This window comes from Kutzneria sp. 744 (assembly GCF_000568255.1).
In the GTDB taxonomy this organism is placed as follows: domain Bacteria; phylum Actinomycetota; class Actinomycetes; order Mycobacteriales; family Pseudonocardiaceae; genus Kutzneria.
This window is the reverse complement of record NZ_KK037166.1, coordinates 1,303,838-1,328,820: the sequence shown is the minus strand read 5'-3', so window position 1 is coordinate 1,328,820 and position 24,983 is coordinate 1,303,838. Positions and strand designations below refer to the sequence as shown.

20 protein-coding genes, 1 tRNA gene and 1 pseudogene are annotated in these 24,983 nt (G+C 70.6%); 15 read left to right on the top strand and 7 right to left on the bottom strand.

Features of this window, described 5'->3' with window-relative positions; translation table 11 throughout:
• On the bottom strand, positions 1-1,356 hold a 1,356-nt coding region (locus KUTG_RS05750; RefSeq protein ID WP_043728412.1), incomplete at its 3' end, for an FAD-dependent monooxygenase.
• A gap of 114 nt (positions 1,357-1,470) precedes the next feature.
• On the opposite strand from KUTG_RS05750, the gene KUTG_RS05745 reads away from it, so the two are divergent.
• Together KUTG_RS05745 and KUTG_RS05740 are read left to right on the top strand one after the other, a co-directional pair.
• Positions 1,471-2,463 carry a quinone oxidoreductase family protein gene (locus KUTG_RS05745; protein ID WP_043715447.1) on the top strand — a complete coding sequence of 331 codons (993 nt, stop codon included), beginning with the start codon at positions 1,471-1,473 and terminating at the stop codon, positions 2,461-2,463.
• Between the two features lie 120 nt (positions 2,464-2,583).
• A complete protein-coding gene (locus KUTG_RS05740) occupies positions 2,584-3,381 on the top strand; it encodes a lysozyme (RefSeq protein ID WP_043715446.1) in 798 nt (265 codons plus the stop codon).
• A gap of 33 nt (positions 3,382-3,414) precedes the next feature.
• Here the strand turns inward: KUTG_RS05740 and KUTG_RS05735 are convergent, their stop codons facing one another.
• Complete coding sequence (locus KUTG_RS05735; protein WP_043715444.1) at positions 3,415-3,705, bottom strand: hypothetical protein; 291 nt, start codon at positions 3,703-3,705, stop codon at positions 3,415-3,417.
• Positions 3,706-3,830: 125 nt separating this feature from the next.
• On the opposite strand from KUTG_RS05735, the gene KUTG_RS05730 reads away from it, so the two are divergent.
• The gene (locus tag KUTG_RS05730) at positions 3,831-6,161 is read left to right on the top strand and encodes a penicillin-binding protein (RefSeq protein WP_063753487.1); all 2,331 of its coding nucleotides are present in this window, start codon (positions 3,831-3,833) and stop codon (positions 6,159-6,161) included.
• Positions 6,162-6,228: 67 nt separating this feature from the next.
• Complete coding sequence (locus KUTG_RS05725; protein ID WP_043715442.1) at positions 6,229-6,873, top strand: hypothetical protein; 645 nt, start codon at positions 6,229-6,231, stop codon at positions 6,871-6,873.
• A gap of 72 nt (positions 6,874-6,945) precedes the next feature.
• Here the strand turns inward: KUTG_RS05725 and KUTG_RS05720 are convergent, their stop codons facing one another.
• Complete coding sequence (locus KUTG_RS05720; RefSeq protein WP_052394056.1) at positions 6,946-8,010, bottom strand: saccharopine dehydrogenase family protein; 1,065 nt, start codon at positions 8,008-8,010, stop codon at positions 6,946-6,948.
• 62 nt (positions 8,011-8,072) lie between these two features.
• Between KUTG_RS05720 and KUTG_RS05715 the strand changes: the two genes are divergently transcribed.
• The 3 genes from KUTG_RS05715 (at position 8,073) to KUTG_RS05705 (ending at position 11,069) form a co-directional block, all read left to right on the top strand.
• Positions 8,073-9,020, top strand: coding sequence for a helix-turn-helix domain-containing protein (locus KUTG_RS05715; RefSeq protein WP_043715439.1), 948 nt, complete (start codon positions 8,073-8,075; stop codon positions 9,018-9,020).
• A gap of 186 nt (positions 9,021-9,206) precedes the next feature.
• Positions 9,207-10,463: an MFS transporter gene (locus tag KUTG_RS05710; RefSeq protein WP_157494351.1), complete on the top strand. Its 1,257-nt coding sequence runs from the start codon at positions 9,207-9,209 to the stop codon at positions 10,461-10,463.
• Positions 10,464-10,517: 54 nt separating this feature from the next.
• Positions 10,518-11,069, top strand: a complete 552-nt coding sequence (locus KUTG_RS05705; protein WP_043728408.1) for a TetR/AcrR family transcriptional regulator — start codon at positions 10,518-10,520, stop codon at positions 11,067-11,069.
• Between the two features lie 24 nt (positions 11,070-11,093).
• Here the strand turns inward: KUTG_RS05705 and KUTG_RS60800 are convergent, their stop codons facing one another.
• Positions 11,094-11,612: a carbohydrate-binding protein gene (locus tag KUTG_RS60800; RefSeq protein ID WP_052394054.1), complete on the bottom strand. Its 519-nt coding sequence runs from the start codon at positions 11,610-11,612 to the stop codon at positions 11,094-11,096.
• 211 nt (positions 11,613-11,823) lie between these two features.
• On the opposite strand from KUTG_RS60800, the gene KUTG_RS05695 reads away from it, so the two are divergent.
• Positions 11,824-12,648: a GNAT family N-acetyltransferase gene (locus KUTG_RS05695; RefSeq protein ID WP_043715437.1), complete on the top strand. Its 825-nt coding sequence runs from the start codon at positions 11,824-11,826 to the stop codon at positions 12,646-12,648.
• Positions 12,649-12,697: 49 nt separating this feature from the next.
• Here KUTG_RS05695 and KUTG_RS05690 read toward each other — a convergent pair whose 3' ends face one another.
• Positions 12,698-13,279: a hypothetical protein gene (locus KUTG_RS05690; protein WP_043715436.1), complete on the bottom strand. Its 582-nt coding sequence runs from the start codon at positions 13,277-13,279 to the stop codon at positions 12,698-12,700.
• A gap of 142 nt (positions 13,280-13,421) precedes the next feature.
• On the opposite strand from KUTG_RS05690, the gene KUTG_RS05685 reads away from it, so the two are divergent.
• Positions 13,422-16,259, top strand: a complete 2,838-nt coding sequence (locus tag KUTG_RS05685) for a helix-turn-helix transcriptional regulator (RefSeq protein WP_043715435.1) — start codon at positions 13,422-13,424, stop codon at positions 16,257-16,259.
• Here KUTG_RS05685 and KUTG_RS05680 read toward each other — a convergent pair.
• Positions 16,256-16,828, bottom strand: a complete 573-nt coding sequence (locus KUTG_RS05680) for a TetR/AcrR family transcriptional regulator (protein ID WP_043715433.1) — start codon at positions 16,826-16,828, stop codon at positions 16,256-16,258. The two genes, KUTG_RS05685 and KUTG_RS05680, sit on opposite strands and share 4 nt — an antisense overlap.
• 106 nt (positions 16,829-16,934) lie before the next feature.
• On the opposite strand from KUTG_RS05680, the gene KUTG_RS05675 reads away from it, so the two are divergent.
• From KUTG_RS05675 to KUTG_RS05660, 5 genes and pseudogenes are all read left to right on the top strand, one after another.
• Positions 16,935-17,966 (top strand): FtsX-like permease family protein, encoded by a 1,032-nt coding sequence (locus KUTG_RS05675; RefSeq protein ID WP_157494350.1) that lies wholly within the window; start codon positions 16,935-16,937, stop codon positions 17,964-17,966.
• Complete coding sequence (locus tag KUTG_RS05670; RefSeq protein WP_043715428.1) at positions 17,966-18,625, top strand: ABC transporter ATP-binding protein; 660 nt, start codon at positions 17,966-17,968, stop codon at positions 18,623-18,625. Before KUTG_RS05675 ends, KUTG_RS05670 begins: the two co-directional genes overlap by 1 nt.
• A 90-nt stretch (positions 18,626-18,715) precedes the next feature.
• Positions 18,716-19,441, top strand: a pseudogene (locus KUTG_RS65980) (hypothetical protein); the annotation flags it as partial.
• A gap of 73 nt (positions 19,442-19,514) precedes the next feature.
• Positions 19,515-21,713 (top strand): nSTAND1 domain-containing NTPase, encoded by a 2,199-nt coding sequence (locus tag KUTG_RS05665; protein ID WP_052394050.1) that lies wholly within the window; start codon positions 19,515-19,517, stop codon positions 21,711-21,713.
• 94 nt (positions 21,714-21,807) lie between these two features.
• Entirely contained in the window at positions 21,808-22,668 is an 861-nt protein-coding gene (locus tag KUTG_RS05660; protein ID WP_043715425.1) for an oxidoreductase, read from the top strand.
• A gap of 355 nt (positions 22,669-23,023) precedes the next feature.
• Here the strand turns inward: KUTG_RS05660 and KUTG_RS05655 are convergent, their stop codons facing one another.
• Positions 23,024-24,592, bottom strand: a complete 1,569-nt coding sequence (locus KUTG_RS05655; RefSeq protein ID WP_043715423.1) for a purple acid phosphatase family protein — start codon at positions 24,590-24,592, stop codon at positions 23,024-23,026.
• Positions 24,593-24,857: 265 nt separating this feature from the next.
• On the opposite strand from KUTG_RS05655, the gene KUTG_RS05650 reads away from it, so the two are divergent.
• Positions 24,858-24,931 (top strand) — tRNA-Arg (locus KUTG_RS05650).
• Positions 24,932-24,983: the final 52 nt, after the last annotated feature.

The window sequence follows — 24,983 nt, the reverse complement described above, 5'->3', positions numbered from 1 at the left end:
GCCGAGATCCCAGGGCTCGGGCGACATCTCCTCCACGCGGACGGGCCAGGGAGCGGTGTGCCGCCGCCAGGCGTCCGGGGCGGGCGTGAAGACGGTGAACCACTCGCCGAGGGCGTCGAGACTGGATCGGCCGGAGGGCAGCAGCACATGGGGCAGGCGATGCCCAGGCGCGGTGCTGGGGACGTACTCGGTGCCGGGTTCCGGCGAGGAGTCGTAGGCGACGCCGAGGACGAGCCCGAGTTGGGCGAAGTACTGCTCGGACCACGGCAGGGAGACGGCGTCGGCGGGGACTCCGGCCCGGATCTGGGCGCGGCGATGTTCGACGGCCTCCTGCATGAGCCGGGTGTTGGCGACGGCCTGGCGAAGGGTGAGCTGGGCGACGGGGCGGCGTTCGGTCTCGTAGGTGGACAACAGGTCCGGCGCCGCCCAGCCCTGGAGGGCCCCGGCGAGCTTCCAGCACAGGTTGTGCACGCCGGCGAGACCGGTGTTCATGCCGAGGCCGCCGGCGCCGGGCACGGTGTGGGCGGCGTCGCCGGCCAGGAACACCCGGCCGTGGCGGAAGGACGAGGCGACGAACGCGGTCACGGTCCACTGCTGAACCCGCAGCACCTTCACGGTCACCTCGGCGCCGACGGCCTGCGCGATCAGGGTTTCCCAGTCGGTGTCGGCGGTGGTGGGGGAGATCCAGGCCCAGCCGCCCTCGGGGTAGATGGGCATGAACATGCCGTGGGCGGTGAAATAGACGCCGGCGGGCTGCTCGGCCGACCACTCCGACAGGTCGGCGTCGAAAACGACGGTGGTCATGTCCCGCAGCGGCCCGGGGCCGTCGATCCCGATGCCCAGCAGGTCCCGCACGGTGGAATTGGCGCCGTCGGCGGCGATCACGTACCGGGCGCGAACGGTGTCGCCGGCGGCCAAGGTCGCGACCACACCATCGTCCTGTTCGGACAGAGCGGTCAACGGGGAGCCGAATCGCAGCGGCTCGTCGGCCGCTCCCATGAGGACCGGCTCCAATCGGTCCTGTGACGTGACAACGCCGAACTCCGGACTGTCCGGAATGGACTCGTGCACGCCGATCATGGCGGCGGTGGCGAAGTCGGGGTCGAACAGCCGGTCGCGGAAGCGGACGCGGCCGAATCGGGGCTCGAAGGCGCGGTCGCGGATCGTGGCGGAGACGCCGAGCTGCCGGAAGATCTCCATCGTGCGCACGTTGACCAGCCGCGAGCGCGGGAACGGCGACAGCTGCCGGTGCTTCTCCACCAGCAGCGTCCGCACGCCCCACCGGGCCAGCAGTGCGCGGGCGGACAGGCCGACGGGGCCGCCGCCGACGATCAAGACGTCGGTCTCGTCGGTCATGTGACCAACCTCGCGCAGTCGACGGCCCGGGGCAACGACCGTTCGTGCACCTCATCGGGCCAACGTAAGGATTGAAAGTGCTACGGTTATTTCACCACGACCTAGGAGCCCGACATGCGCGCCATCCAGTACCACCGCTTCGGCGGCTACGACGTCCTCGGCTCGGCCACCGCCCCGGAGCCGGCCACCCCCGACGGCTGGGCGATCGTGCGGGTCGCCCTGGCCGGCGTGAGCCCCCTCGACAACACCGCCCGGCTGGGCAAACTCCCCGCCGGCGTGATCAAGCCGTTCCCGGTGGTCCCCGGCAGCAGCGGGGTCGGTGTGCTGGTCGAGCCCGGCACCTCGGGCCTGGCGGTCGGGGCCCGGGTGGCGATGGGCGGCGGCGGGTACGGCCTCAGTGTCGACGGCGTGTGGGCGGAGCTGTTGGCCGTCAACCCCCGCGCAACCTCGTGCCCATCCCGGACGCCGTCGAACGACACCGCGGCCGCCACGCTGACCACCGGCGCCGGCCACCTGACCGCGCTGTTCGCCCTCACCGAGGCGGCCGGATTCCGGCCGGGCCAGGCGGTGCTGGCGCCCGGCGTCGGGGGAGCGGTCGGCCAGGGCGGTGTCGAGATCGCCCGCGTTCTTGGTGCCTCCCACGCCATCACCACCGCGACCTCCGGCGCCAAGGCCGCGAAGGGGCGTGAGGCGGGCTTCGAGGTCATCGACCTGACCCAGGAATCGCTGCGCGACGGCGTGGCCCGCATCACCGAAGGCAAGGGCGTCGATGTCGTGCTCGACGGTGTCGGCGGCGCGCTCACCGGCGAAGCCCTTGGGGCCCTTGCGGTCGGCGGCTCGCTGATCAGCATCGGCTACTCCGCCGGCATGACCGGCACGATCAACGTCACCGACCTGATCTGGCGCAACGCCCACATCCACGGCTTCCGCTTCGCCCTGTTCACCGACGAGCAGGTCGCCGCGGCCAACGTGCGGCTGCTGGACCTGTTGGCCCGAAAGGAGATCAGCCCCATCACTGACAGCGTGTTCCCGCTCGCGGAGGCGGCCGACGCGCAGCGGCACCTGATCGAGGGCGGTCCGTTCGGCCGTGTCCTGCTTGCCGTGTAACGGTGACGCAGCGTCCACAGTGCACACGAAAGGCTTAACCTGACGGCCGATACGTGCAGTTCGCCCGTGTCCGGGTAGGCCTCGGTGAACGACAGAAGCTCTAGCTTCCTGGAGGTCACCATGTCCAACCCCGGTCGGCCGGTCGTCCTGCTCTCGGCCCTGCTGCTGGTGGCGGCCGCGCAGGCCACCGCCAATGCCGCCCCCGAGGATGGCGATCACGAGATGGGTTCGCAGATCGCACTGGTGGAGGGCCGGGCGATGCCGGCATCCCAACCGCTGACCGCGCAGGTCGCGCAGACGCCCGGCATGGACGTCAGCAGCCACCAGGGCAACATCGACTGGAAGGCGGTGGCCGGCAAGGGCGGCAAGTTCGTCTATGTCAAGGCGACCGAGGCGACGACGTACACGAACCCGAACTTCGCCCAGCAGTACACGGGCGCGTTCGGCGCGGGCCTCCTGCACGGGGCCTACCACTTCGCGGTGCCCAACCAGTCCAGCGGCCAGGCGCAGGCCGACTACTTCGTCGACCACGGCGGTGCCTGGTCGCGTGACGGCATGACGCTGCCGCCGGCGCTGGACATCGAGTACAACCCCTACGGCGCCAACTGTTACGGCCTGAGCCAGGCGGCGATGGTGGCCTGGGTGCACGCGTTCAGCGACCGGGTGGTGGCCAGGACCAAGCGGTACCCGACGATCTACACCAGCACCAAGTGGTGGACCCAGTGCACCGGCAACAACGGCGGGTTCGGCGCGAACAATCCGCTGTGGACGCCGTTCTACGGCAGCTCGGTCGGCGCGCTGCCGGCCGGCTGGGGCTTCCTGACCGTCTGGCAGTACGCGGACAAGGGCACCTTCCCCGGCGACCAGGACCGGTTCAACGGCGCCTACGACCGGCTGAAGGCGCTGGCCAACGGCTGACCGGCACGGACGACAGCGAGGCCCGCTCGGCCATCACCGCGAGCGGGCCTCGTGTTCTATCTGCTGGGCGTAGCGCAGGGCTTCCAGTCGGATGCGGTTGGCCTCGTCGCACACCAGACGCAGCAGCCGACTCGGCACGTCCGGGCCGCCGGCGCCGGCGGCGAGGCGCTGGTAGGCGCCGATCAGCTGGCTGCGCAGTTCGGACACCTCCTCCGCGAGCTCGTCCCGCTCGGCCTTCAGCGCCCGGACCTGTTGGCGCAGCTCCCAAACTCGTCGCGCCGGCACGCGGCCGGGGACGGCATCGAACGCCTCGCTGACGGACATGCTGCAGCGTGCCCCAACCGCGGCCGACTACTCCGCGCGACCCGCAAACCACTCGATCGAGGAGTGCTCGGTTGTTTCCGCACGCAACCGCCGGGGGATTTCACAAGAGAGGAAAGGGGGCTGCCATGCGGCGTCCGTGGTTGGTGACCAAGCTGATCGTGGCCTGTGTGGCGGCCGGTGTCTGCCTTGCCGGACTGGCGTTTCCGGCCGCGGCCGGCCTCGGGCTGCTGTCCAACGCGACCGGGGACGCGGTGCATTCGCTGGCGCTCGCGCTGGAGAGAGGCAGACCGCCCTACGCCTCGATCCTGGAGGCGACCGACGGCACTCCGATCGCCTATCTGTACGACCAGTACCGGCTGGACACGCCGTCCGAGCGCATCTCGCCGAACATGAAGGTCGCCATGGTGGCCATCGAGGACAAGCGCTTCTACAGCCATCACGGCATCGACCCGGCCGGCACGATGCGGGCGCTGGTCAGCAACGGCGCCGCGGGCGAGACCACCCAGGGCGCCTCGACACTGACCCAGCAGTACGTGAAGAACTACCAGATTCTGGTCACGGCCAGGAACGACAAGAAGGCGCAGGAACAGGCCCGAGCGGTGACCGCCGTGCGCAAGGTGCGCGAGGCGAGGGTGGCCGTCGAGCTGGACAGCCGGCTGACCAAGGACGAGATCCTCACCCGCTACCTGAATCTCGTGACCTTCGTGGGCAACGTGGACGGCATCGCCGCCGGCGCGCAGGTGTTCTTCGAGACCACCCCGGACAAGTTGACCGTCACGCAGGCCGCGCTGCTGGCCGGCGTGGTGAACAATCCCGTCGCCTACAACCCGTGGAACCACCCGCAGGCGGCAACCGTGCGCCGCAATGCCGTGCTGGACGCCGAGGTGTCGATCGGCAAGCTCGACCAGGACGTCGCCGACCGAGCCAAGAAGCAGCCACTCGGCATCGTCGCCGAGCCGCGGATCCCGGCCAGCGACTGCGTCGGCGTCCAGCCGGGCTACGGCTTCTTCTGCGACTACGTGCGGGATTACCTGCTGTCCAACGGGTTCACCCGAGACCAGCTGCAGACCGGCGGCTACCGGATCCGCACCACGGTCGACGCCGGACTGACCGGCCTGGCCAAGCGGGCCGTCGACGAGAACGTGCCGCGGCGCACGCCGGGCATCGCCAACACCATGGTCGTCATCCGGCCCGGCAGCCAGGCGCACGAGGTGGCCGCGATGGTGGCCAATCGCGAGTACGGCGTGGACGCCGGCCAGTCCATGACCAACCTGCCGGTCGAGGTCAGCGATCCCTTCGGCGCGGGTTCCATCTTCAAGCTGTTCACCACGGCCGCGGCGATGGAGCAGGGCAAGGTCGGGCTGAACACCCCACTGTCCAATCCGAACAGCCAGTGCTTCATGCCGCCGATCGTCAAGGACTACACCGTCTGTCACACCGTGCAGAACGACTACGTCGGCTACCCGAACCCGATCACGCTGGAGAACGCCCTGGCCACCTCGCCCAACGTGGCGTTCACCGACCTGGAGCTGCGGGCCGGGCTGCCGCAGGTGCTGACCATGGCCTACCGGTTGGGACTTCGCCGCACGCTGGCCGCCTCCGAGGCGGGCAGCCCGCCGACCACCGACCCGTCCGACGAGCGCGCCACGAAAGCCGAGTACAACTCGCCTCAGCGGGAGTACTTCAACAACAACCCGTCCTTCACGCTGGGTGTCAGCGCGGTGAGCCCGCTGGAGCTGGCCAACGTGATGGCGACCTTGGACGACGGCGGCAAGTGGTGCCCGCCGACGCCGGTGCGGCAGCTGTTGGATCACGACGGGCACCCGGTCGCGCTGCCCCACCAGCAGTGCGAGCAGGTCGTCGCGCCGGCGCTGGCCGACACGATGATGCGGGGGCTGGCCAAGGACACCGTCTCGGGCACCTCGGCGACCTCGGCGCTGAAGGCCCACTGGAAGCGCGAGCTCGCCGGCAAGACCGGGACCACGGAGTACAACGAGTCCGTCGGCTTCGTGGCCGGCCTGCGGAACTACGCGGTGTCCTCGCTGGTGTTCGCGGACGGGTCCGCTCCGGCGCCGATCTGCGCTTCGAAGCCGCCCCGACTCGACTCCGACGACAGCGGATGTGCCGGCGCCTTCGGCGGTTCGCTGGCCTCGCCGCCGTTCTTCGCGGCGTTCGCGAAGCTGCTCGGCACTGCGCCGGACCTGGGACTGCCGGCCGCGGATCCCGGCTACCTCGACGCGAGGCCGCACGGGCCGACCGTGCCGTGGGTCGTCGGCAGCGGCATGACGGCCGCGCGGGACACCCTGCGACAGGCCGGTTACACGCGAGTGGATGTGACCGCGCAGGAGTCGAACAGTCCGAACGGGACGGTGCTCGGTCAGTCGCACGCCGGGGCGTTCCCCACCGACACGGGGATCACCCTGATCGTCAGCGCCGGCCACGACGTGCCTCGTTGACCACCCACATGGGTGGCATGCGCGCGGGTTTGACGGGGAAACCACCTGGTGGACGAAGGAGCCCAAGATGCTGATCGACGAGGTATCGAAGCGACAGCCGCGTGTTTTCCGGGTCCGGTTCCGGGGTTACGCCCGCGACCAGGTCGACGACGAGATGACCGCGGTGGACGACGAGCTGCGCACCGTGCGGGCCGACCTGGAGGCGACCACCCGCCGCTGCGAGCACCTGACCGAGACGCTGGAGCAGACCCGGTCCGACCGCGACGCCGTGCTGCGGCAGTACCAGGAGCTGGCCCAGCGGGCCGAGCAGATGCAGTCCGAACTGGACCGGCTGCGCCCCGACCCGGACAAGCGGCGGGCCCAGACGCCGGCCGCGCAGCACATGCAGGTGATGCTGGAGAACGCCGAGCAGGAGGCCAACCTCATTCGCAAGGCGGCCATCGAGCAGTCCGAGCAGCTGCGCGACCGGGCCGAGCAGCTGCTGCGGCAGCGGGTCGAGCTGGTCGAGCAGACCGAGCAGGAGACCCAGCGCTGCCTGGCCAAGGCGGCCGAGCAGGCCGGCCAGATCGTGCAGCAGGCGGTCGAGCAGTCGCAGCTGCTGCTCAAGGAGATCCAGGACCGGCAGCAGGCGTTCGACGCCGGCTACTCGACCTTCGAGGCGCCCGAGGTGCCGGCGCAGCGGCAGGACCAGGAGCTGCCGGTCGACGCGTGACATCGCGGTGACGGGCCGACGCGGGCCGCGGGTCCGGCCGCCTCTCTCGTGAGGCGTGCCGGACCCGGCCGGTCACCGGCGGTTCGGTACGACCGTGATGTGCGCGGACAGCGCCTGGAGGAAATCGGGCGCGTCGAAGATCTGGCCGGCGGAGGCGACGCCGGTCGCCTTGGTCTGCCCGTCGAGGATGCGCTGGACCGCTTCCACCGCGAGCGGCGCGGTGACGGCGTAGATGTCCTGGCCGCTGGCGACAACGCGTCGTTCCGCGTCGCCGGATCGCACGACGACCTCGACGAGGAAGGTCTGCGCGGACCGGCCGCGTTCGTCGATCGCGGTCGGGGCCGAGGTGTCCGGAGCTGACAGGTCCGTGGCCGCCTCGGCCGTCATGTACGTGCGCACCTCGGGGATGGACAGGTGGCTGGGGATGGTGACGACGTCGCTCATCGTGAACTCGCCGATGACGGTCCGGGTGCCCAGCGGGGCGGGGAACGTCCACTCCAGGGTCGGCGGGGCGTCGTCGCGGTACTCCAGCTGTCCGTTGGTGTAGCGGATGCGCCGGCCGTTGCGCCGCTCACGGGAGACCTTGCCGGCCAGGCGCGTTCCGGCCGTGGGGCGCCAGCTGCTCAGCCCGTACGCGATGTGCGCCTCGTCGGCCGTCGTCCAGTCGCCCATCGACGCGGTGACCAGCAGGTCGCCGAGGCCGCCGTAGAAGGCCATCGCGGGGACCACCACCGCGCCGGCGGCGTGGGCCCGGTCCGCGAAGTTGGCGAACGTGTCGATGTTGGCCTCGATCTCGGCCGCCACATCCACGTACGGGACGGCGGCGCGCAGTGCCGCCTCGATCACCGGGGCCGCGGTCGCCGCGAAGGGCCCGGCGCAGTTGATGACGGCCGCCGCGCCGTCCAGCGCGCGGTCGAGGGCGGCCGGGTCGTCGACCGGCGCCGGCCGGATGTCGAGACCCGGGTGGCACGCCGCCAGCTTGGCGGCGTCGCGACCGGACGCAACCGGCACGAGTCCACGCTCGCGCAGCTCGGCCACCACGAACCGCCCGGTGTGCCCGTAAGCGCCGTACACCACCACCTTCTGGCCCGATCCGCTCGGTTGCACCGCCGTGCTCAAGTGATCCACAGTGGACATCCTGACGATGGTGGCCGCCCGGCGCGAGTGTCCGGAACGCCAAGATGCGTACAATTCCGGACATGAGCACTGTCGCGCTGGCCGCCGCCGACGGGATGCGGCACCTGGAGCTGGCCGTGGCGTGCGAAGTCTTCGGCGCCGACCTGTCCGGGGTGGTCGCCCCCTGGTACGAGGTGGTCGTCTGCGCCTCGGACACCGTGCGGATCGGCCGGTTTCGACTGGAGCCCGACCACGGGCTCGACCGGCTGGCCCACGCCGACACGGTGATCGTTCCCGCGCTGGCCGACGTCGACGCCGACCCGCCCGCCGACCTGGTCGACGCGGTGCGGGCGGCCCACGAGGCGGGCGCGCGGGTGGTCTCCCTGTGCACCGGCGCGTTCGTGCTGGCCGCCGCCGGCCTGCTGGACGGGCGGCGGGCGACCACGCACTGGGCTCACACCGGGGCACTGGCCGCCCGTCATCCCCGGGTGGAGGTCGACCCGGACGTGCTCTACGTCGACAGCGGCAGCGTCCTCACCTCCGCCGGCAAGGCCGCCGCGATGGACCTGTGCCTGCACCTGGTCCGCTCCGACCACGGCTCGGCGATCGCCAACACGATCGCCCGCAGCCTGGTCGTGCCGCCGCACCGGGCCGGCGGCCAGGCGCAGTTCGTCACCGCCCCGGTGCCCGCCCAGGACAACCACCCCTTGGCCGAGCTGTTGCCCTGGGCGACGCAACGGCTGGACCAGCCGATGACCGTGGAGGACCTGGCCCGCCGGGCCAACATGAGCTCACGGAACCTGGGGCGTCACTTCCGGTCCGTGACCGGGGCCACCCCGCTGCAATGGCTGCTGACCCAGCGGATTCGCCACGCCCAGGAGCTGCTGGAGACCACCGACGACAGTGTCGACGCCATCGCGGCGGCAGTGGGCATGGGCACCGCCGCGACGCTGCGCCGGCACTTCAACCGCACCGTCGGCGTGCCCCCGGACGCCTACCGCCGCACCTTCCGCAGCTCGTCACCGTCCTGAGGCTGGGCGGCATTCTCTGCCCACGCCGTGCCCGCCTGGTCACGGGGTTTCCCGCTGGGAGTCACCATCAGTGCCACCGCGGCTGACGATGTGTGCCAGGGCTCACTTGACCGAGTGAACAGGTCTGTCTAGTCTCAGTCCCAGTCGATTGAACAGACCTGTCTACTCATTCACGGAGTGTGTGCCATGACCCAGGCCATCACGCGGACCCGCGCCGATCGCCGCACGGTCGACGCGGCGGCCCGATCGGGGACACGGGGCCGCCGCTCCGGCACGGCGACGCTGCTGCTGCTCGCCTCGCTGGTCGTGTCGCTGCTGGCCGCGTCCAGCGCGCCGACCCCGATCTACGCCATCTACCAGGCCGAATGGGGCTTCTCGCCGATCACCACGACCATCGTGTTCGGGGTGTACGCGGTCTCGGTGCTGGTCTCGCTGCTGATCTTCGGCAAGCTGTCCGACCACGTCGGCCGCAAGCCGGTCCTCCTGGTCACGCTGGTCGTCGAGGCGGCCACGATGATCGTGCTGGCCACCGCGGGCGGCGTCCCGGCGCTGCTGGTCGCCCGCATCGTGCAGGGCCTCGCGACCGGCGCCGCGGTGGGCGCGATCGGGGCGATGATGCTGGACATCGACGCCAAGCGCGGTCAGCTCGCCAACGCCCTCACCCCGGGCATCGGCACCGGATCCGGCGCGCTGCTCTCGGCGCTGCTGGTCAGCTTCCTGCCGGCGCCCACCCACCTCGTCTACTACGTGCTGGTCGCCCTGTTCCTGCTCCAGGCGTTGGGCGTCACCTTCATCCGTGAGACGGTCACCCGCGCCCCCGGCGCGCTGGCCAGCCTGCGGCCGGAGATCGCCCTGCCCCGTTCGGTGCGGGCCCACCTGATCGCCGCGGCCCCGGTGCTGTTCGCCGCGTGGGCGCTGGCCGGCCTGTACGGCGCGCTCGGCCCGGCCCTGCTGGGCAAGCTGCTCGGCGGCAACAACACCATTCTGGCCGGTGTGCTGCTGGTCGCCTTCGCCGGCGTCGCCAGCGCGATGGTGCTGGTACTGCGTTCGGTCAGCGCGACGGCGGTGATGCTGACCGGTTCGATCACCTTGTTCGCGGGCGTCGCCGTCACGCTGGCATCGCTCGGACTCGGCTCGGTGGCGCTGTTCTTCGTCGGCACCGTGATCTCCGGCGCGGGCTTCGGCGCCGGCTTTCCAGGGCGGCATCCGGATCGTGGTCCCGCAGGTCGCGCCGCACGAGCGGTGCCGGCACGCTGTCTCTGCTTGTACGTGGTGTCCTACCTCGGCTTCGGGGTGCCCGCGGTGGTCGCCGGCGTGCTGACCGTGGACGGCCCCGGCCTGTTCGGCGCGGCGACCGCCTACGGTGTCGCCGTGATGGTGCTCGCCCTGGCCACCGATCTGCAGCATTGGTGCGGGCACGTCGGACCAGCGTGGGTAAACTGAACAGATCTGTCTGGTATGAGGGAGTGGATGTCAATGCCGACGACCACGGGGCGTGTGTCAGCGCGTGAGCGTCTGTTGGCGGCGGCCGACGAGCTGTTCTACAACGAGGGTGTGCACACGGTCGGCATCGACCGGATCATCGAGCACGCCGGTGTCGCCAAGGCCTCGCTGTACAACACGTTCGGCAGCAAGGACGAGCTGATCCACGCCTACCTCAAGGGCCGCCAGCACCAGGTCGCCGAGCGGATCCAGGTCGCGGTCGACGCCGCCGACACGCCGCGGGAGAAGGTGCTGGCGGTGTTCGAGGGCCAGATCGCCGTGTACGCCGAGTCCGGCTACCAGGGCTGCGCCTTCCACCGGGCCAGCGCCGAGTCCCGCCCCGGCGACCGGATCGACCTGACGACGCGGGAGTACCGGGCCTGGGTGCGCAGCCTGTTCACCGAGCTGGCCGAGCAGGCCGGCGCCCCCGACCCGGTCATGCTGGCCACTCAGCTGCACATGGTCTTCGACGGCAACGGCATGGCCACCCGCAACGACCGCGGCCCGGACAGCATGCCCATCGCCCGGGCCGCCGCGACCATCCTGCTCGACGCCGCCCTGAACTGAGTCGCCGCGCCGGAGAAGATCCCGTCAGCAGTCGCGGGCGAACTGCCACGCGCCTTCCTGGTTCGCGCCGGGAACGGCGTTGTAGTTCCACCACTTCGCCACCCAGAGATGGCCGTTGTAGGCCACGATCGAGCCGCCCTCGTACGCCGTGTCACGCCGCCATTCGGTCGTGACGCACCGGCGGGTGGTCGTCGGCCGGGGCGTGGTTGTTGTTGTCGTGACGGCGTGTGTCGTCGTCGTGGTGCGGGTGGTCGTGGTGATGCGCCGCGGCGTCGTCGACGTCGGTGCTGCCGTCGTCGTCGTTGTCGTCGGTGGGGGAGCGGTGGTCGTTGTCGTCGTGGTGGTGGTGATCGTCGACGAGGCGGCCAGCGGCAGGGCCGTGGTGGGCGCCGGCTCCGCGACGGGATCGGCGTCGAAGAACGAGTTCGTCGCCAGGAAGATCAGCGCGGAGCAACTCAGCGCGCCGACGGTCGCGGCCCAGACCAGTAGCCGGTCGTGCCGGTGGGAGTCGCCGCCCGGGGGCTCGGGATCCAACGGGTCCATCGGGGCGGGAGCATACGCTCGGGGTCGCGGCGTCCCACGGCCGACTCGCCGGTGACGATCCGGCCGACCGCGGCCGGAGTTGCGGTAACGGCCGTCACGTGCCCGTCCAAAGGGGTAGTCGAGACAACCTCACGCGTACCTGGCGCCTAGGTTGTCGTGATTGCCGCCATTAGCGTCGGACTCGGAGTTTCCCCCGCGAAGGAGTCCGAAAATGAAGCGCAGACTTGCCGGCCTCTTCGCCAGCCTCACACTGTTGGCGACAGCCCAGACCGCTTATTCGGCACCCGGTTCCGACCTTGCGGATCAGGCCAATGCCGGCTGGTTCGCCGCCACCGCCCAATTGATTTCCGTGCAGCCGCACGCCGTGGTGAAGACCGCCGGCGGCAGCGCGCTCATGGTCAGCGGATTCGCCCAGCCCCGGGCCAACGGTGTGTTCGGCATCGCCAGTAATCCCGATCCGGCGCAGTTGGCCCGTTTCGCCGACGAATTGCCGTCCTTCAACCAGCCGTGGGTCCTTCGCGTGCGCGGCGACGTCTCCGCCAACCCGGTCGCCGCCGCGCACGGGCTGAACACCGTCGACCACCGTTCCCTCACGGCGCTGCCGGCCACCGAATACCGTCCGCTCATCGGCTCGCCGGCCGGCGTCACCGTGCGTCGCGTCGACGGCTCGGCCGCCTCGACCTTCCTCGACATCGCCGTCGCCGCCACCGGTGTCCCCGCCGACAGCGTGCGCAACCAGTTCATTCCCGCCGTCTTCGACTCGCCGGCCGCCAGCCCGTACCTGGTCTACGTCGACGGAAAGCCTGTCGCCTCGGCCCTCGCCGTCCGCGGCGGCAATGCCGTCATCACCAGCTACCTGTTCACGCTGCCCGCTTACGCCGCCCACGGCTACAACGTGCTGGCCGCCTCGGCCGCCCTCCGTGACGCCTTCATCCACGGCGCCAAGCTCGCCGTCGCCCCCAGCGACCCCGACGTCCAGCCCGTCCTCGACGCACTGCACTTCCGCGCCGTCGACACCTGGACCACGTTCTCCTGAGCCAGGAGTGGGGAAGCGCCGGCGGTCCTCCGCCGGCGCCTCACTCGACTCAGTGCTCGACGAACATCTCGAAATCGTTGTGCCCGTCGCAGAGCACCCGCCGTTCCGGCTGGTTCACCAGTTCGTGCCAGTAGTTGTTGGTGTCCAGCGCCCAGATGCCCTCCCGGTTGATGGCGACGCACTTCTGCCGCCCCGGCGGGGTGTTGGGCGTGGTGACCGTCAGCGTGAGGCTGGTGAGCTGGTCCCAGTGGATGTGCTGGCCCGGCTTGGGGCCGCCCAGCAGGTTGACCCTGGTGTAGGTGTTCTGGAAGTCGCCCCAGGCCTGCAGGTGCGTCTGGTCGGCCTCGCAGCCGTTGTTGTTGGTCCTGACCAGCTGCGTCCAGGTGTCGCTGCCCGAGCCCGGGTCCCGGTAGCGCGCGGTCACCCAGGACGGGATGCACGCGTTGGTGTTGGACAGCTCCCCGATGTCGAACCACATGGTGAACTCTTTGAAGTCCTCGCTGCCCGATAGCGCGGTCTTCGCGTTGCCGGCCCCGGCCGGCTGCGCCGACGCCGATGCGGCGCTCGCGATGCCGGTGAACAACAGCGCCATCGCCATGACCACCGACGCCGCCCGCTTGCTGCCCCTCATGATCTCCTCCGTCCGCGCGCCTGATCGATGCGCATGATCGAGAATTCGTGTTCCTCGACGGTAGGAACGAGGCCGATAGGACGGCATCGGGCGTGCTACCTTATTTTTCTTAGGGGCCGCCAACCTGGGGGCGGGTGGGGTCGTGGTCAGCCACGTCAGGGTCGGCAGCCCGCGTTTCATCGGGCGTCGCGAAGAACTCGACGCGGCGCGGGAATTCACCGAACACGTGCGGCGCAGCGGCCGCGGCGGCGTGCTGTTGATCAGCGGTGCCGCCGGCGTCGGCAAGTCCCGTCTGCTGGCCGAGATCTGCGACGAGCACGTGGCGTCCGGTGGCGTCGCCCTGCGCGGTGCATGCCCGCCGGTGGGTGACTACCCGATCCCGTACGCGCCCATTGTCGAGGCGCTGCACGGACACGTGGCGGAACTGCTGTCGCCGCCCGGCCACGAGCTGCGGCTGGATCCGCAGGCCCGGTCCGAGCTGTTCGAACACGTCGCCACCGTGTTGGTCGATGCCGCTCCGGTGCTGTTGGGTCTGGACGACCTGCACTGGGCCGATCCGTCCACGGTGAGCCTGCTGGGTTTCCTTTCCGTGCGGTTGCGGGCCACGCCCGTGGTGTTGGTGTGCGTGTACCGCGACGACGAGTTGGACGCCGGCCATCCGACCCGCCGGCTGCTGGCCGAACTGGTCCGTCACGACCAGGCCGCCACGGTCGCGCTGCACGGCCTCACCCTCCGCGAGACCGGGGAGCAGGTGCTCGACCTGCTCGGCCGCACCCCGGGGCCGGTTGTTGTGCGCCGGATTTTCGAGCGCTCCCAAGGGAATCCGTTCCTGACCGAGGTACTGGCCGGCATGGACCCGCCCGGTCACGGCGACGTGCCGCCCTCGGTGGCCGACCTGGTTCTCCGGCACGCGCACCAACTCTCGGAGTCGGCGTTGTCCGCGTTGCGCATCGCCGCCGTGGCCGGGCCGACGATCAGCGACGACCTGTTCGCCGCCCTGTGGGAGGACCACGCGGCGGTGCGGGAATGCGTGCGGTGCCACCTACTTGTGCGAACAGACGGCGGATATCGGTTCCGGCACGGGTTGATCGCCGAGACGATGTACGCGGACCTGCTGCCGGCCGAACGCCGGCGGATCCACGCCACGTTGGCCGAATTGCTGAGCTCGAATTCGCAGTGGGCCGACGATGCTCCCGCCGGGGCCGCAGCCCAGATAGCCCGGCACTGGCATGCCGCCGGCGACCGTCCGCGGGCTTTGACCGCCGCCGTCCACGCCGCCTTCGCCGCGGCCGAAGTACACGCGCATGAGGAAACGCTGCGTCACCTGGAGCACGCCGTCGCCCTGTGGCCGGAGGTCCCGGATGCCGACCAGCTCGTGGGTCTGGACTGCGGGCATTTGTTGCAGCAGGCCGCTTTGTACGCCGATCGGCTGGGCGACGGGAAACGGGCCATCGAGCTGATGCGGACCGCCATCGCCCACGTGCCCAGTGTTCGTGAACCCGAACGCATCCTGCGCATGTGCCTGTTGCTGAGCGACTATCACTTGTGCGAGAGCCAGGAATCGGAGGCCGTAGCCACGCTCGACCTGGCCGAGCAGCTCCTGCCGAGCGATCCTCCCGCCGCGTGGCTGGCCGAGCTCGCCGCCAGCCGGGCCTGGCTGGCGATCCGCCGCGACCAGCCGGCCGAGGCCCGTCGCCTCGGCGCGGAGGCGATCACCCTCGGCCGGGCCGGCGGCGTCTGGCAGGCCGAGCAGATGGGGCATCTGGCGCTGGGGCACGGTTTGGCCGAGGACGACCGTCACGAGGAGGGGATCGCCTCGTTGCGGACCGCGGTGCGGATGGCCGCCGAGCTGGCCGTGTCGCCGGATGCCTACGGCGAGCACCTGTACCTGACTTCCGCGCTGCGCCATGCCAATCGGCTCGACGAGGCCGTGGCGGCGGCCCTGGCCGGGCGCGTGGAGCTCGACGCCGTCGGGGCCGGTGCCACCGGCGGCGCCAGTCTCCTCAGCAGCGCCGCCGACATCGAGATTCTGCGTGGCAACTGGGATTGCGCCGACCGCTTGCTGGTTGAGGCCGATGCGTGCGATCCAGGTTCGTACGTCGCGGCCGCGCTCGATCTGGTCCGCGTCCGCTTGGCCGTCCTGCGCGGCGATCTGGTTGGCGGCCGAGCGTTGCTCTCGCGCCTCGACGCCGTGATCAGCCTCGACACCGCGCGTCCCTCCACCGTCGCCCGCGTGTTGGGTCTCCAGGCCGAACTCGCCGGCTGGGAAGGAAAGTTCACCGTTGTGCGAGGGCTGGTCGACACCGCCCTGACCCGGCTGGCCGGCACCTCCGCCGAGCGTCGGCTCGGCGGTCTTCTCGTCCTTGGCCTGTGGGCCGAGGACGAGTTGTCCGTCGTCGCCGGCCGCTGTGAGCCGGTCCATGCCGACCGCATCGTCGCCGCCGTGTCCAAGCTCTGCGCCGAGCCCGAGCAGCAGGCCCACGCCGCCCTCTGCCACGCCTTGGCCGCCGACGTCCGCCGCTCTCCCGACCCCGACACCTGGTCCGCCGCCGTGAGCCGTTGGCAGCATGTCGGTCAGCCCTTTGTTGTTGCCTTCGCCCAGTGGCGCTCCGCCGAGTCCTTGCTCGGCCAGTCGTCGAGCGACCGCAGCGCCCTCCTCCTCCGCGACGCCCACCGCTCCGCTCAGGCCCTTGGCGCTTCTGCCTTGCAGGCGGCGATTGTGCGTACCGCCGGCCGGTATCGGATCCCCCTCGCCGAGGTGCTGCCCCCTCCCGCTGCCTCCCACGCCGGCTTGACCGCCCGGGAACTGGAGATCCTGAGCCACCTCCGCGCCGGCCGCTCGAACGGCGAGATCGCCGCCGCCCTGGTCATCAGCCCCAAGACCGTCAGCGTCCACGTCACCAACATCCTCCGGAAGCTCAAGGTCTCCCGCCGTGCCGACGCGGCCAAGGCCCTCGATCTGCTGGAAGCCGACCGTTAGAGGCCGTGCACGGCCTGGTGGGTGGCGGCGTCGATGACGCGGCGGTTGGCCAGCTCGTCGGCGCCGAGCAGGGGGGTGGCGGCGGTGACGATGCCCTGGATGAGGCGGGCGCGTAGGTCGGGGTGGTCGATGCCGAGGTCGGAGAGGGCGGAGACGAGGGGAGCGAACAGGCGGGCGTGCTCGGCCATGATGCGGTCCTGGGCGGCGGGGCCGAGGGCGTGGCCGGCGAGCACGACCAGGGCGGTGTGGCGGCCGTCGGAGAGCATGCGGAGCTGGGTGTGGACGAAGGCGGCGATGCGGTCGGCCGGCGCGGAGTGGCGGTGGACCTCGGCCTCGAGCTCGGTGATCCAGCGGGGGAGCTCGTCCTCGACCATGGCTGCGACGAGGTCGTCGCGAGAGCGGAAGTACTCGTAGAGGCTGGGCCGGGAGAGACCGACCTGGGTGGCGAGGGCGGACAGGGTGAGCGCGTCGGGGCCCTGCTCGGCGACCAGCACGCGGGCGGCCTCCAGCAGCGCGCGCAGCCGCTGAGCACGGTGTTCGGCGACGGTGGGGGCGCTGATCTTAGGCACGAGACCGAGTCTACCGGGTGTTGCCTACGTCACGTCGGAAAAGCGGGCACGGGTTCCCGACGCCGTGTTGGAATAGTTGCCGACAAGGTGTCGGAAAGAGGTGCTCATGCGGTTTCTCGCCTGGCGGGAGGTGCGCCACGCGCCGGTCAGGTTCGGCCTGATCGCGGGCCTGGTCGCGCTGACGGCCTTCCTGGTTTTTGTCCTGACGGGACTGACGGTCGGCCTGGGCGCGGCGGACGTGTCGGGCCTGCAAAGGCTGCCGGTCGACGGTGTCGTGTACGCCAAAGGCGCGGACGGGGATCTCTCCCGCAGCAGCCTCCCGACCAGCGACAAGGCGCTGATCGAAGGCGTCGACGGCGTGACGGACGTGCAGCCGCTCGGGTTCACGATGGCCTCGCTCACGGCGGGTCAGCGCAGCGTACCGGTGGCACTGCTCGCCACGGACAACGCCGAAAGCGGTGTGGTGCTGGACAATCAGGCCCGCGACAAGGGCCTGAGCCCCGGTGACGAGGTCCGGGCGCAGCCGGGCAACGTGCCGCTGAAGATCACCGGCTTCGCCGACCTGGGCAGCATCCAACATGCGGCGGTGGCCTCGCTGCCGCTCAAGGACTGGCAGCGCCTGCGCGACGCGGCCGGAGTCAGCGCCTACATGGTGTCCACAAAGGACGACGAGACCCTGGCGGCGATCGCGAAGGCGTTGCCGGACACGGAACCGCTGACCAAGGCGGCGGCGATCGACGCGGTCCCCGGCTACCAGGCGGAAACGGGCACGATCGGCATGATCAGGACCTTCCTGTACGCCGGGGCGGCGCTGCTGATCGGCGTCGTGTTCTGGATCCTGACCCTGCAGAAGGAAGGCCCGCTCGCGGTGCTCCGGGCCACGGGGGCGTCCCGGCGGCTGCTGGTCGGCGCGTACGTCACGCAGGTGCTGGCCACGGCCCTGACCGGCGTGCTCCTCGGCGCGGCGGCCGGCGTGGCCATGGGTGCCGTGATGCCGTCGAACGTCTTCGTGCTGCCGCCGGGCGAAGCGGCCGCCGCCGGCGCGTTGCTGCTGGTCGTGGCGCTGGTCGGCGCGGCGGCCTCGGTACGCCGGCTGTTCACCGTGGATCCGCTGCTCAGCCTGGGAAGGACCGCCTGATGGGCGCCAACGCCGCCGTCCTGCACGACATCCGCCACGGCTACGGCGACGTCGAGGTGCTGCACGGCATCGACCTCGACCTGCCGGCCGGCCAACTGGTCGCCCTGCTGGGCCCGAGCGGCTCCGGAAAGACGACCCTGCTGGCCATCGCGGGCGGATTGCTCACCCCGACCGCCGGCGTCGTACAGATCAAGGAGTCGCCGCTCTACGTGAACGGCAAGGTGAATCGGAAGGCGGCCAGTGACACCGCCTATGTGCTCCAGGCGTCGGCCCTGATCGGTTTCCTGACGGTGATGGACAATCTGCTGGTTCGGGACATCACCGCCGGCAGAAGAACGACCGACGCCGATCGTGAACGGGCCGAAGAGTTACTCGAAGCCGTGGACCTCAAAGCGAAAGCGCATCGCTATCCGGGGCAGTTGTCCGGTGGTGAACGGCAGCGGGCGGCGGTCGCGGCGGCGCTCTACACGCGGGCTCCGGTGATTCTCGCGGACGAGCCGACGGCGGCGCTGGACCGTGAGCGGGGTCGTGCGGTGATGTCGCTGCTGGCCGCCCACGCCCACGAGCGCGGGGCCGCGGTGCTGGTCGTGACCCACGACGAACGGGCCCTCGACCTGGCTGATCGGGTCGTGCGCATCGAGGACGGCAAGCTGAACTGACAAAGCTTTGTTCGGCTTCGTCCCGGATTTGCCAGACAAGCAGCCCCTGTTCAACGATCGAGGGCAACGAACATCGGGGGGTGTCTGGCCATGCCACGAAGCGAGCGGCCGCTCGACCCGGGCGACACGCCGCTGCTGCGGTTCGCCGCGGATCTCCGCAAACTGCGGGAATCGGCCGGCAGTCCGGTCTATCGGGAACTGAGCGTTAAAGCGCATTACTCGGTGGCCGTGTTGTCGGAGGCGGCGAGCGGCCGGAAACTGCCCTCGCTCTCGGTGACCCTGGCCTATGTCGACGCCTGCGCCGGCGACCTGGCCGAATGGGAGCGGAAATGGCGTGACGTGGCGGAGGCACAGGAAGCCCCCGCCGATCCGGACGGCGGACAGCCGCCCTATCTCGGCCTGTCGGCGTTCCAGATCGAGGACGCGACGAGATTTCACGGCCGGGGCGCGCTGCTGGCCCATTTGTCGAACCAGATCCTCAATCGCCGGCTGGTGGTGGTGTTCGGCGCCTCCGGCGCCGGCAAGTCGTCGCTGCTGCGGGCGGGACTCGCCGCGGCCGGCCTGCGGGACGGCGTGGACGGCCTCGGTCCGCAGCCGACCGTCGTCTTCACGCCCGGCGCGCACCCGATCGACGAGTGCGCGCTGGGCCTGGCCGGGCCGATCGGCGCACCGGCCACCGAGCTGCGGGCCGAGCTGCGGGCCGATCCGACTGCGCTGCACCTGAGGCTGCGGCAGGTCGTGGCCGAGGAACCCGCCGGCCGGGACGCGCTGGTCATCGTCGACCAGTTCGAGGAGGTCTTCACCCTCTGCGTCGACGAGGAGGAGCGGCTGCCGTCATCACCGCCCTCATGCACGTGGCCGCCGCGCCGTCCAGCCGCGCCCGGCTCGTGTGGGCGTCCGCGCCGACTTCTTCGGCCACTGCCTGCAATATCCGCAGCTGCGCCAGGTGCTCGGCGAAGGCCCGGTGCTGGTGGGCGCGATGACCTCCGACGAGCTGCGCCTGGCCATCACCAAGCCGGCCATCGACCTCGGTTACACCGTCGAGACGGCGCTGGTCACGCGCCTGGTCGCCGAGGTCACCAACCAGCCCGGCGTGCTGCCGCTGATGTCGCACGCCCTGCTGGAGACCTGGCGTCGCCGCCAGGGCATCACCCTCACCGCCGCCGGCTATGACGCCGCCGGCGGCATCAGCCATGCCCTCAGCCGCACCGCCGAATCCGTCTATAGTGGACTCACCGAGGCGCAGCAAGCCGTTGCCCGTCAAGTGTTCCTGCGCCTGACCGCGCTCGGTGACGGCACGGAGGACACCCGCCGCCGCGTCGACCGAACCGAACTCGAACACGTCGAGGGCCTCGACGAGGTGCTGGACGCCCTGGTCGCGGCCCGGCTGATCACCGTCGACCGGGACAGCGTCGACATCGCCCACGAGGCCCTGATCAGCCACTGGCCGCGGCTGCGGGAGTGGCTGACCGAGGACCGCGACAGCCTGCGCGTCCACCGCCAGCTCACCGAGGCCGCCGAGATCTGGGACGGCCTCACCCGCGACGACGGCGCCCTCTACCGCGGCGCCCGCCTCCAGCTCGCCCGCGACTGGGTCCGCTCCTGCACCCCGTCGCTTTCCCACCGCGAGCAGGCCTTCTACGACCGCAGCGTCTCCGTCCGCGAGCAGGAGCTGCTGTCCGCCCAGCGCCAGACCCGCCGTCAGCGCCGGTTCATCGCCCTGCTGGTGGTGCTCCTGGTCGCCCTGTCCGGCACGACGGCCTATTCGCTGATCAGCCAGCAAACCGTGGCCAGGCAACGCGACGAGGCCGTCGTCCGAAACGTCATCGACCAGATCTCGACCACCGCGCTCAGCGACCCGCGTGGGGCCGCCAAGCTCGCGCTGGCCGCTTATCGCAGCGAGCCGTCGCCCCGCACCCGCGGCCTCGTGCTGAGCTCGTTCACCAACAGCCTCCAGTACGCCTCGGCCGGGCAGTCCGATTTCGCCGAATCCCTGGACGTCGCGCTCAAGCGCCATGCCTACGCGCAAGGGGACGCGGTCGAAGTGGAGGAGCTGAGGCCGGTCGGCGGGAGTTCGGAGTGGGCGAAACTGCCCAGGCCGCCGGAGGTCACCGGGAAGATCACGTTCTGCGTGCTGTCGCCCGACGGCCGCCGCGTCGCCGTGGTGTATGCGGCCAGCGAGTCCGCCAACACGGTGTCGCTGTGGGACGTCGCCAGTATGGCCCACCCTCAGATGCTTCGGATCTATCGGACGGATGCGGCGGTCGGGGTCGCCTTCAGCCCGGACGGCCGCCTGCTGGCGATCGGCAGCCTCGGCGCGACCGAGATCGACCACCAGACCGGTGGCAAGACGGGGCACGGACCGGACGACCAGCGCACGTTCCTGTGGGACACCACGAACGCCGCCGCCGCCGAACCGCTGGCGGTGCTGCCGATCTCGCCGTCGGCCATGCAGTTCTCCGCCGACGGCCGCACCCTGGTCACCGCTCCGGTCGCCGTTCCCGCACCGGCCGGCCACAAGTCTTGGGAGCCCGACATCATCGCGGCCCCGGCCAAGGTCTGGGACGTGCCGCAGATCCTGAGCGGCAAGCCGGCCAAGCCGATTGATCTCGACGGTGTCGACCTGCACGACGCCGCGGCGGTGTCGCCGGACGGCCGGCTGATCGCCGTGGCCCACCGCGAGGGACAGGACGGATACGTCACGCTGTGGCGGCGCACGCCGGAAGGCGCGATCACGAAGATCCGCGACGTGGCCACCGCCATTGCTCCCGCGCTGCCGGTGTTCAGCGCTGACGGCCGTTACCTGGCCACGGCGGAAGGCGACAACACGGTCGTGTTGCGGGATGTCAGCGATCCCACGCGGCCGGTGGACTATGCCGTGCTGCCCGGGCCGGAAACGGGTGCCCACGTGCTCGCTTTCGGCACCGAGAACCGCATCGCCGCCGCTGCCGGCACGGTCCTGATCCGAGGCCTCGACGTCGACCTCGCGGCCAAGGAGATCTGCACCCCGCCGCGGGTGATGGGTCCGGGGGAGCACGGCGGGTTTCCGTCGCCCGATCTGCCCGATCCCTGCCCGTCCGGAGGCTAGCCCTGCCACTCCCAGGAAACGCGGGGTGCATCCACCACGCTCGTCGTCGCGGCAAGCTGGAGAAGCAAGACGGAGACGACGAAAGGGAAGAGCGATGAGTCTGGGCGGTGGCACTTTCACGCCGGCGGAGGGCCTGACGCTGACCCGCATGGGGTACGGCGCGATGCAGCTGGCGGGGCGGGGGGTGTTCGGCCCGCCGAAGGACCGCGGCGCGGCGGTCGAGGTGCTGCGCGCGGTGGTGACGGCGGGCATCAACCACATCGACACGGCCGACTTCTACGGGCCGGTGGTGACCAACGAGCTGATCAAGGAGGCGCTGCACCCGTACGGGGACGGCCTGCACATCGTGACGAAGGTCGGCGCCCGGCGCGCGGCCGACGGCGGCTGGGTGCCGATCCTGCACCCGGCGGACCTGAAGGCGCAGGTGCACGACAACCTGCGCAACCTGGGCCTGGACGCGCTGGACGTGGTCAACCTGCGGGTGGCCGGCCACGATGAGTCGGACGACGAGCCGATCAGCGACCAGTTCGGGGCGCTGGCCGAGCTGCGCGAGCAGGGCCTGATCGGGCACCTCGGGCTGAGCGGCGTCAATGCCCGCCAGCTCAAGGAGGCGCAGGCGATCGCGCCGGTGGTGACGGTGCAGAACCTGTACAACATCGCCGACCGCCGGCACGAGGCGCTGCTCAACCAGTGCGAGCAGGAGAACATCCTGTTCGTGCCGTTCTTCCCGCTGGGCGGCTTCTCCCCGTTGCAGTCGGACGCGCTGACGGCCGTGGCCGAGCGGCTCGGGGCGTCGCGGCAGCAGGTGGCGCTGGCCTGGCTGTTGCAGCGGTCGCCGGCCATCGGCGTCATCCCGGGCACGTCCTCGGTGGCGCACCTGCGGGAGAACATCGCCGCCGCCGACCTGCGCCTGGACGCCGAGGTCGTGGCCGAGCTCAACGCGATCGGGGCGTGACGTGACCGCGGTGGGCTTTGTCGGCCTCGGCGACCAGGGCGCGCCGATCGCGCGGGCCATCGCGGAACGCTTCGAGCTGCACGTGTGGGCCCGCCGGCCGGGTGCTGGCCGGTAAGAGGACCCGGATGCCCTTGAGGTGGCGGTGAACGGCGGCCTGCTGGCGGCGATGCGGCCCGGCACCGTGCTGGTGCAGCACGCCACCGGGCTGCGTCGATCGGCGTTGGCCAAGGACCTGGACCTACCGATGGATCTGTTCGCCGGCGCGGTGGAGTCGTTGGGGGACAAGGCGAAGGCTGTGGTCCGGCAGGCCGTGGACGGCGCTGGAGGGCCTGCCGGAGCTCACCAGGGTGATCGGCTAGCGCTGCACGGTGAACTGGTCGACGGCGGTGCCGTCCTCGGTCAGCGACCGGACGGTCATCTTCGCCGGTGTGGTCGCCGTCGCCGGCACGACGTCGACGGCGACCAGGCAGTAGCCGGTGTAGCGGACCCGGGACCAGGACACCTTGACCGTCTTGTCGTGACCGTCCTCATCGGACACCTTCATCGGCTGCGTGCCGTCGTTGGCGGTCTCGTGGCCCATGTAGGTGTCCGAGCCGGGGAACTTGTAGATGCCGCCGCCCCCGCCGCCGGCCACCACGTAGGTGGTGCCGTCCTTGGCGGGGGTGACGGTGTCCCCGGAGGCCAGCTTGCGGGTCGGCTTGCCGGCGCGGATGGGGTCGGTGCGCTCGTAGATGTGGTTGTGCCCGTTGAGCACCACGTCCACTTTGTACTGATCGAACAGCGGGGCCCACTGCTGCTGCGCGCCGAGTTCGGCCCCGTTGTCCTGGCACGTGGAGTACAGGCACTGGTGGAAGTACACCACGATGAAGTCGATGGAGGCGTCGGCCCGCATCGCCTTGAGCGTGGCCTTCAGCCAGGACAGCTGCTTTCCCTTGGTGTAGTTGAGGTTCGTCGGCGTGTTGTAGCAGATGTCGTTGCCGTCCAGGCTGATCAGGCCGACGTTCTGGTACCGCCACGAGTAGATGCCGGTCGAACCGCTCCAGGCGTTGTCCGGCATGGTGAACCGGGCCCGCACGCCGCCGTAGCCGTCGGCCGCGTACCACGGCTCCATCTCGTGGTTGCCGATCGCCATCATCCACGGGATCTGCGCCGCCGCCGGCTCGTTCTGGTTGAAGAAGGTGTCCCAGATCCGGGCGTCGTAGGAGTCGGTGGTGTCCCCGCCGCCGCTGGAGTTGGCGTAGCTGAGGTCGCCCATGTGCAGGTGGAAGGCGGGGGACAGGCCGGCGATCAGGCCGGTCGTGGCCGTCGCGTTGTAGCCGACGCCCTGGTCGCCGAACGCCGTGAAGCCGAAGCCGGCGCCCTTGCCGACCGCCGGCGCCGTGCGGAAGGTGGCGACGCCGTCCAGCCGGCCCGCCGGGTCGTAACCCTGGTGGCCCAACACGTAGTAGTAGGCGGTGTCCGGGACGAGGTGGTCCAGCCGGGCGTGCAGGTAGTACTGCACCACGGTCTTCGGCTTGACCAGTGGCTCGTCCTCGGTCGGCTTCTGCCAGGACAGCTGGCTCGTCAGCGTGCGCACCTCGACCGGCAGGGCCGCGCCGAGATCGGTCGGGCTGGTGCCGATCCGGATGAACGGCGCCGTCACCGCGGCCGGCACCTGCCAGGACACGACCACCTGTTGCGACGGGTCCGCGCCGAAGGCGATGTGCCGCCCGAACGGCCGCACCGCCGAGCCCGAGACCTTGTCCGTGGCCTTGGTCATCGGCACGTTCGTGGCGGCCGAGGCGGTCGCGGGCAGCACTCCGCCCACCGCCAGCGCCGCCCCGCCCACCGCCCCGGCGCGGAACAGCGTGCGCCGTGAGTACCGAGCCGTGTACTGCTCATGTTGCTCGGCCAACGTGAGCCGACGTCCAGTTGTCTCCCGCATGATGAAAAAGTTAGGAAAGTTTCCTATTTAGTGTCAAGGGTCACATCGGCCGGCCCGATCGGCCGTTGGCCGCCCGGAGCAGCCCGGAACCGGTGCCGAAAATTCCTGACGATGGTCACGCTTGATCGAGTCCGCGCTGACCTGGGCCGATGTCGGGTTGGCGGCCGTTGTGGGATCGGCTTTTCTTTCCGTGGTAGCGATTGTCGGTCGAACGACGACGGCCGTGAGCCGACGAAGCCGGCAAAGCTACGATGTCCGGCAATGCCAGGGCCGTAGCGCAGAGGCAGGCGCATTGGACTGCGGATCCGAAGCACGCCGGTTCGAATCCGGCCGCCCTGGCAGGTCGCGGTCTCATGATGCAGGGAAGGACGCCTTACCCGCGTTCAACGAG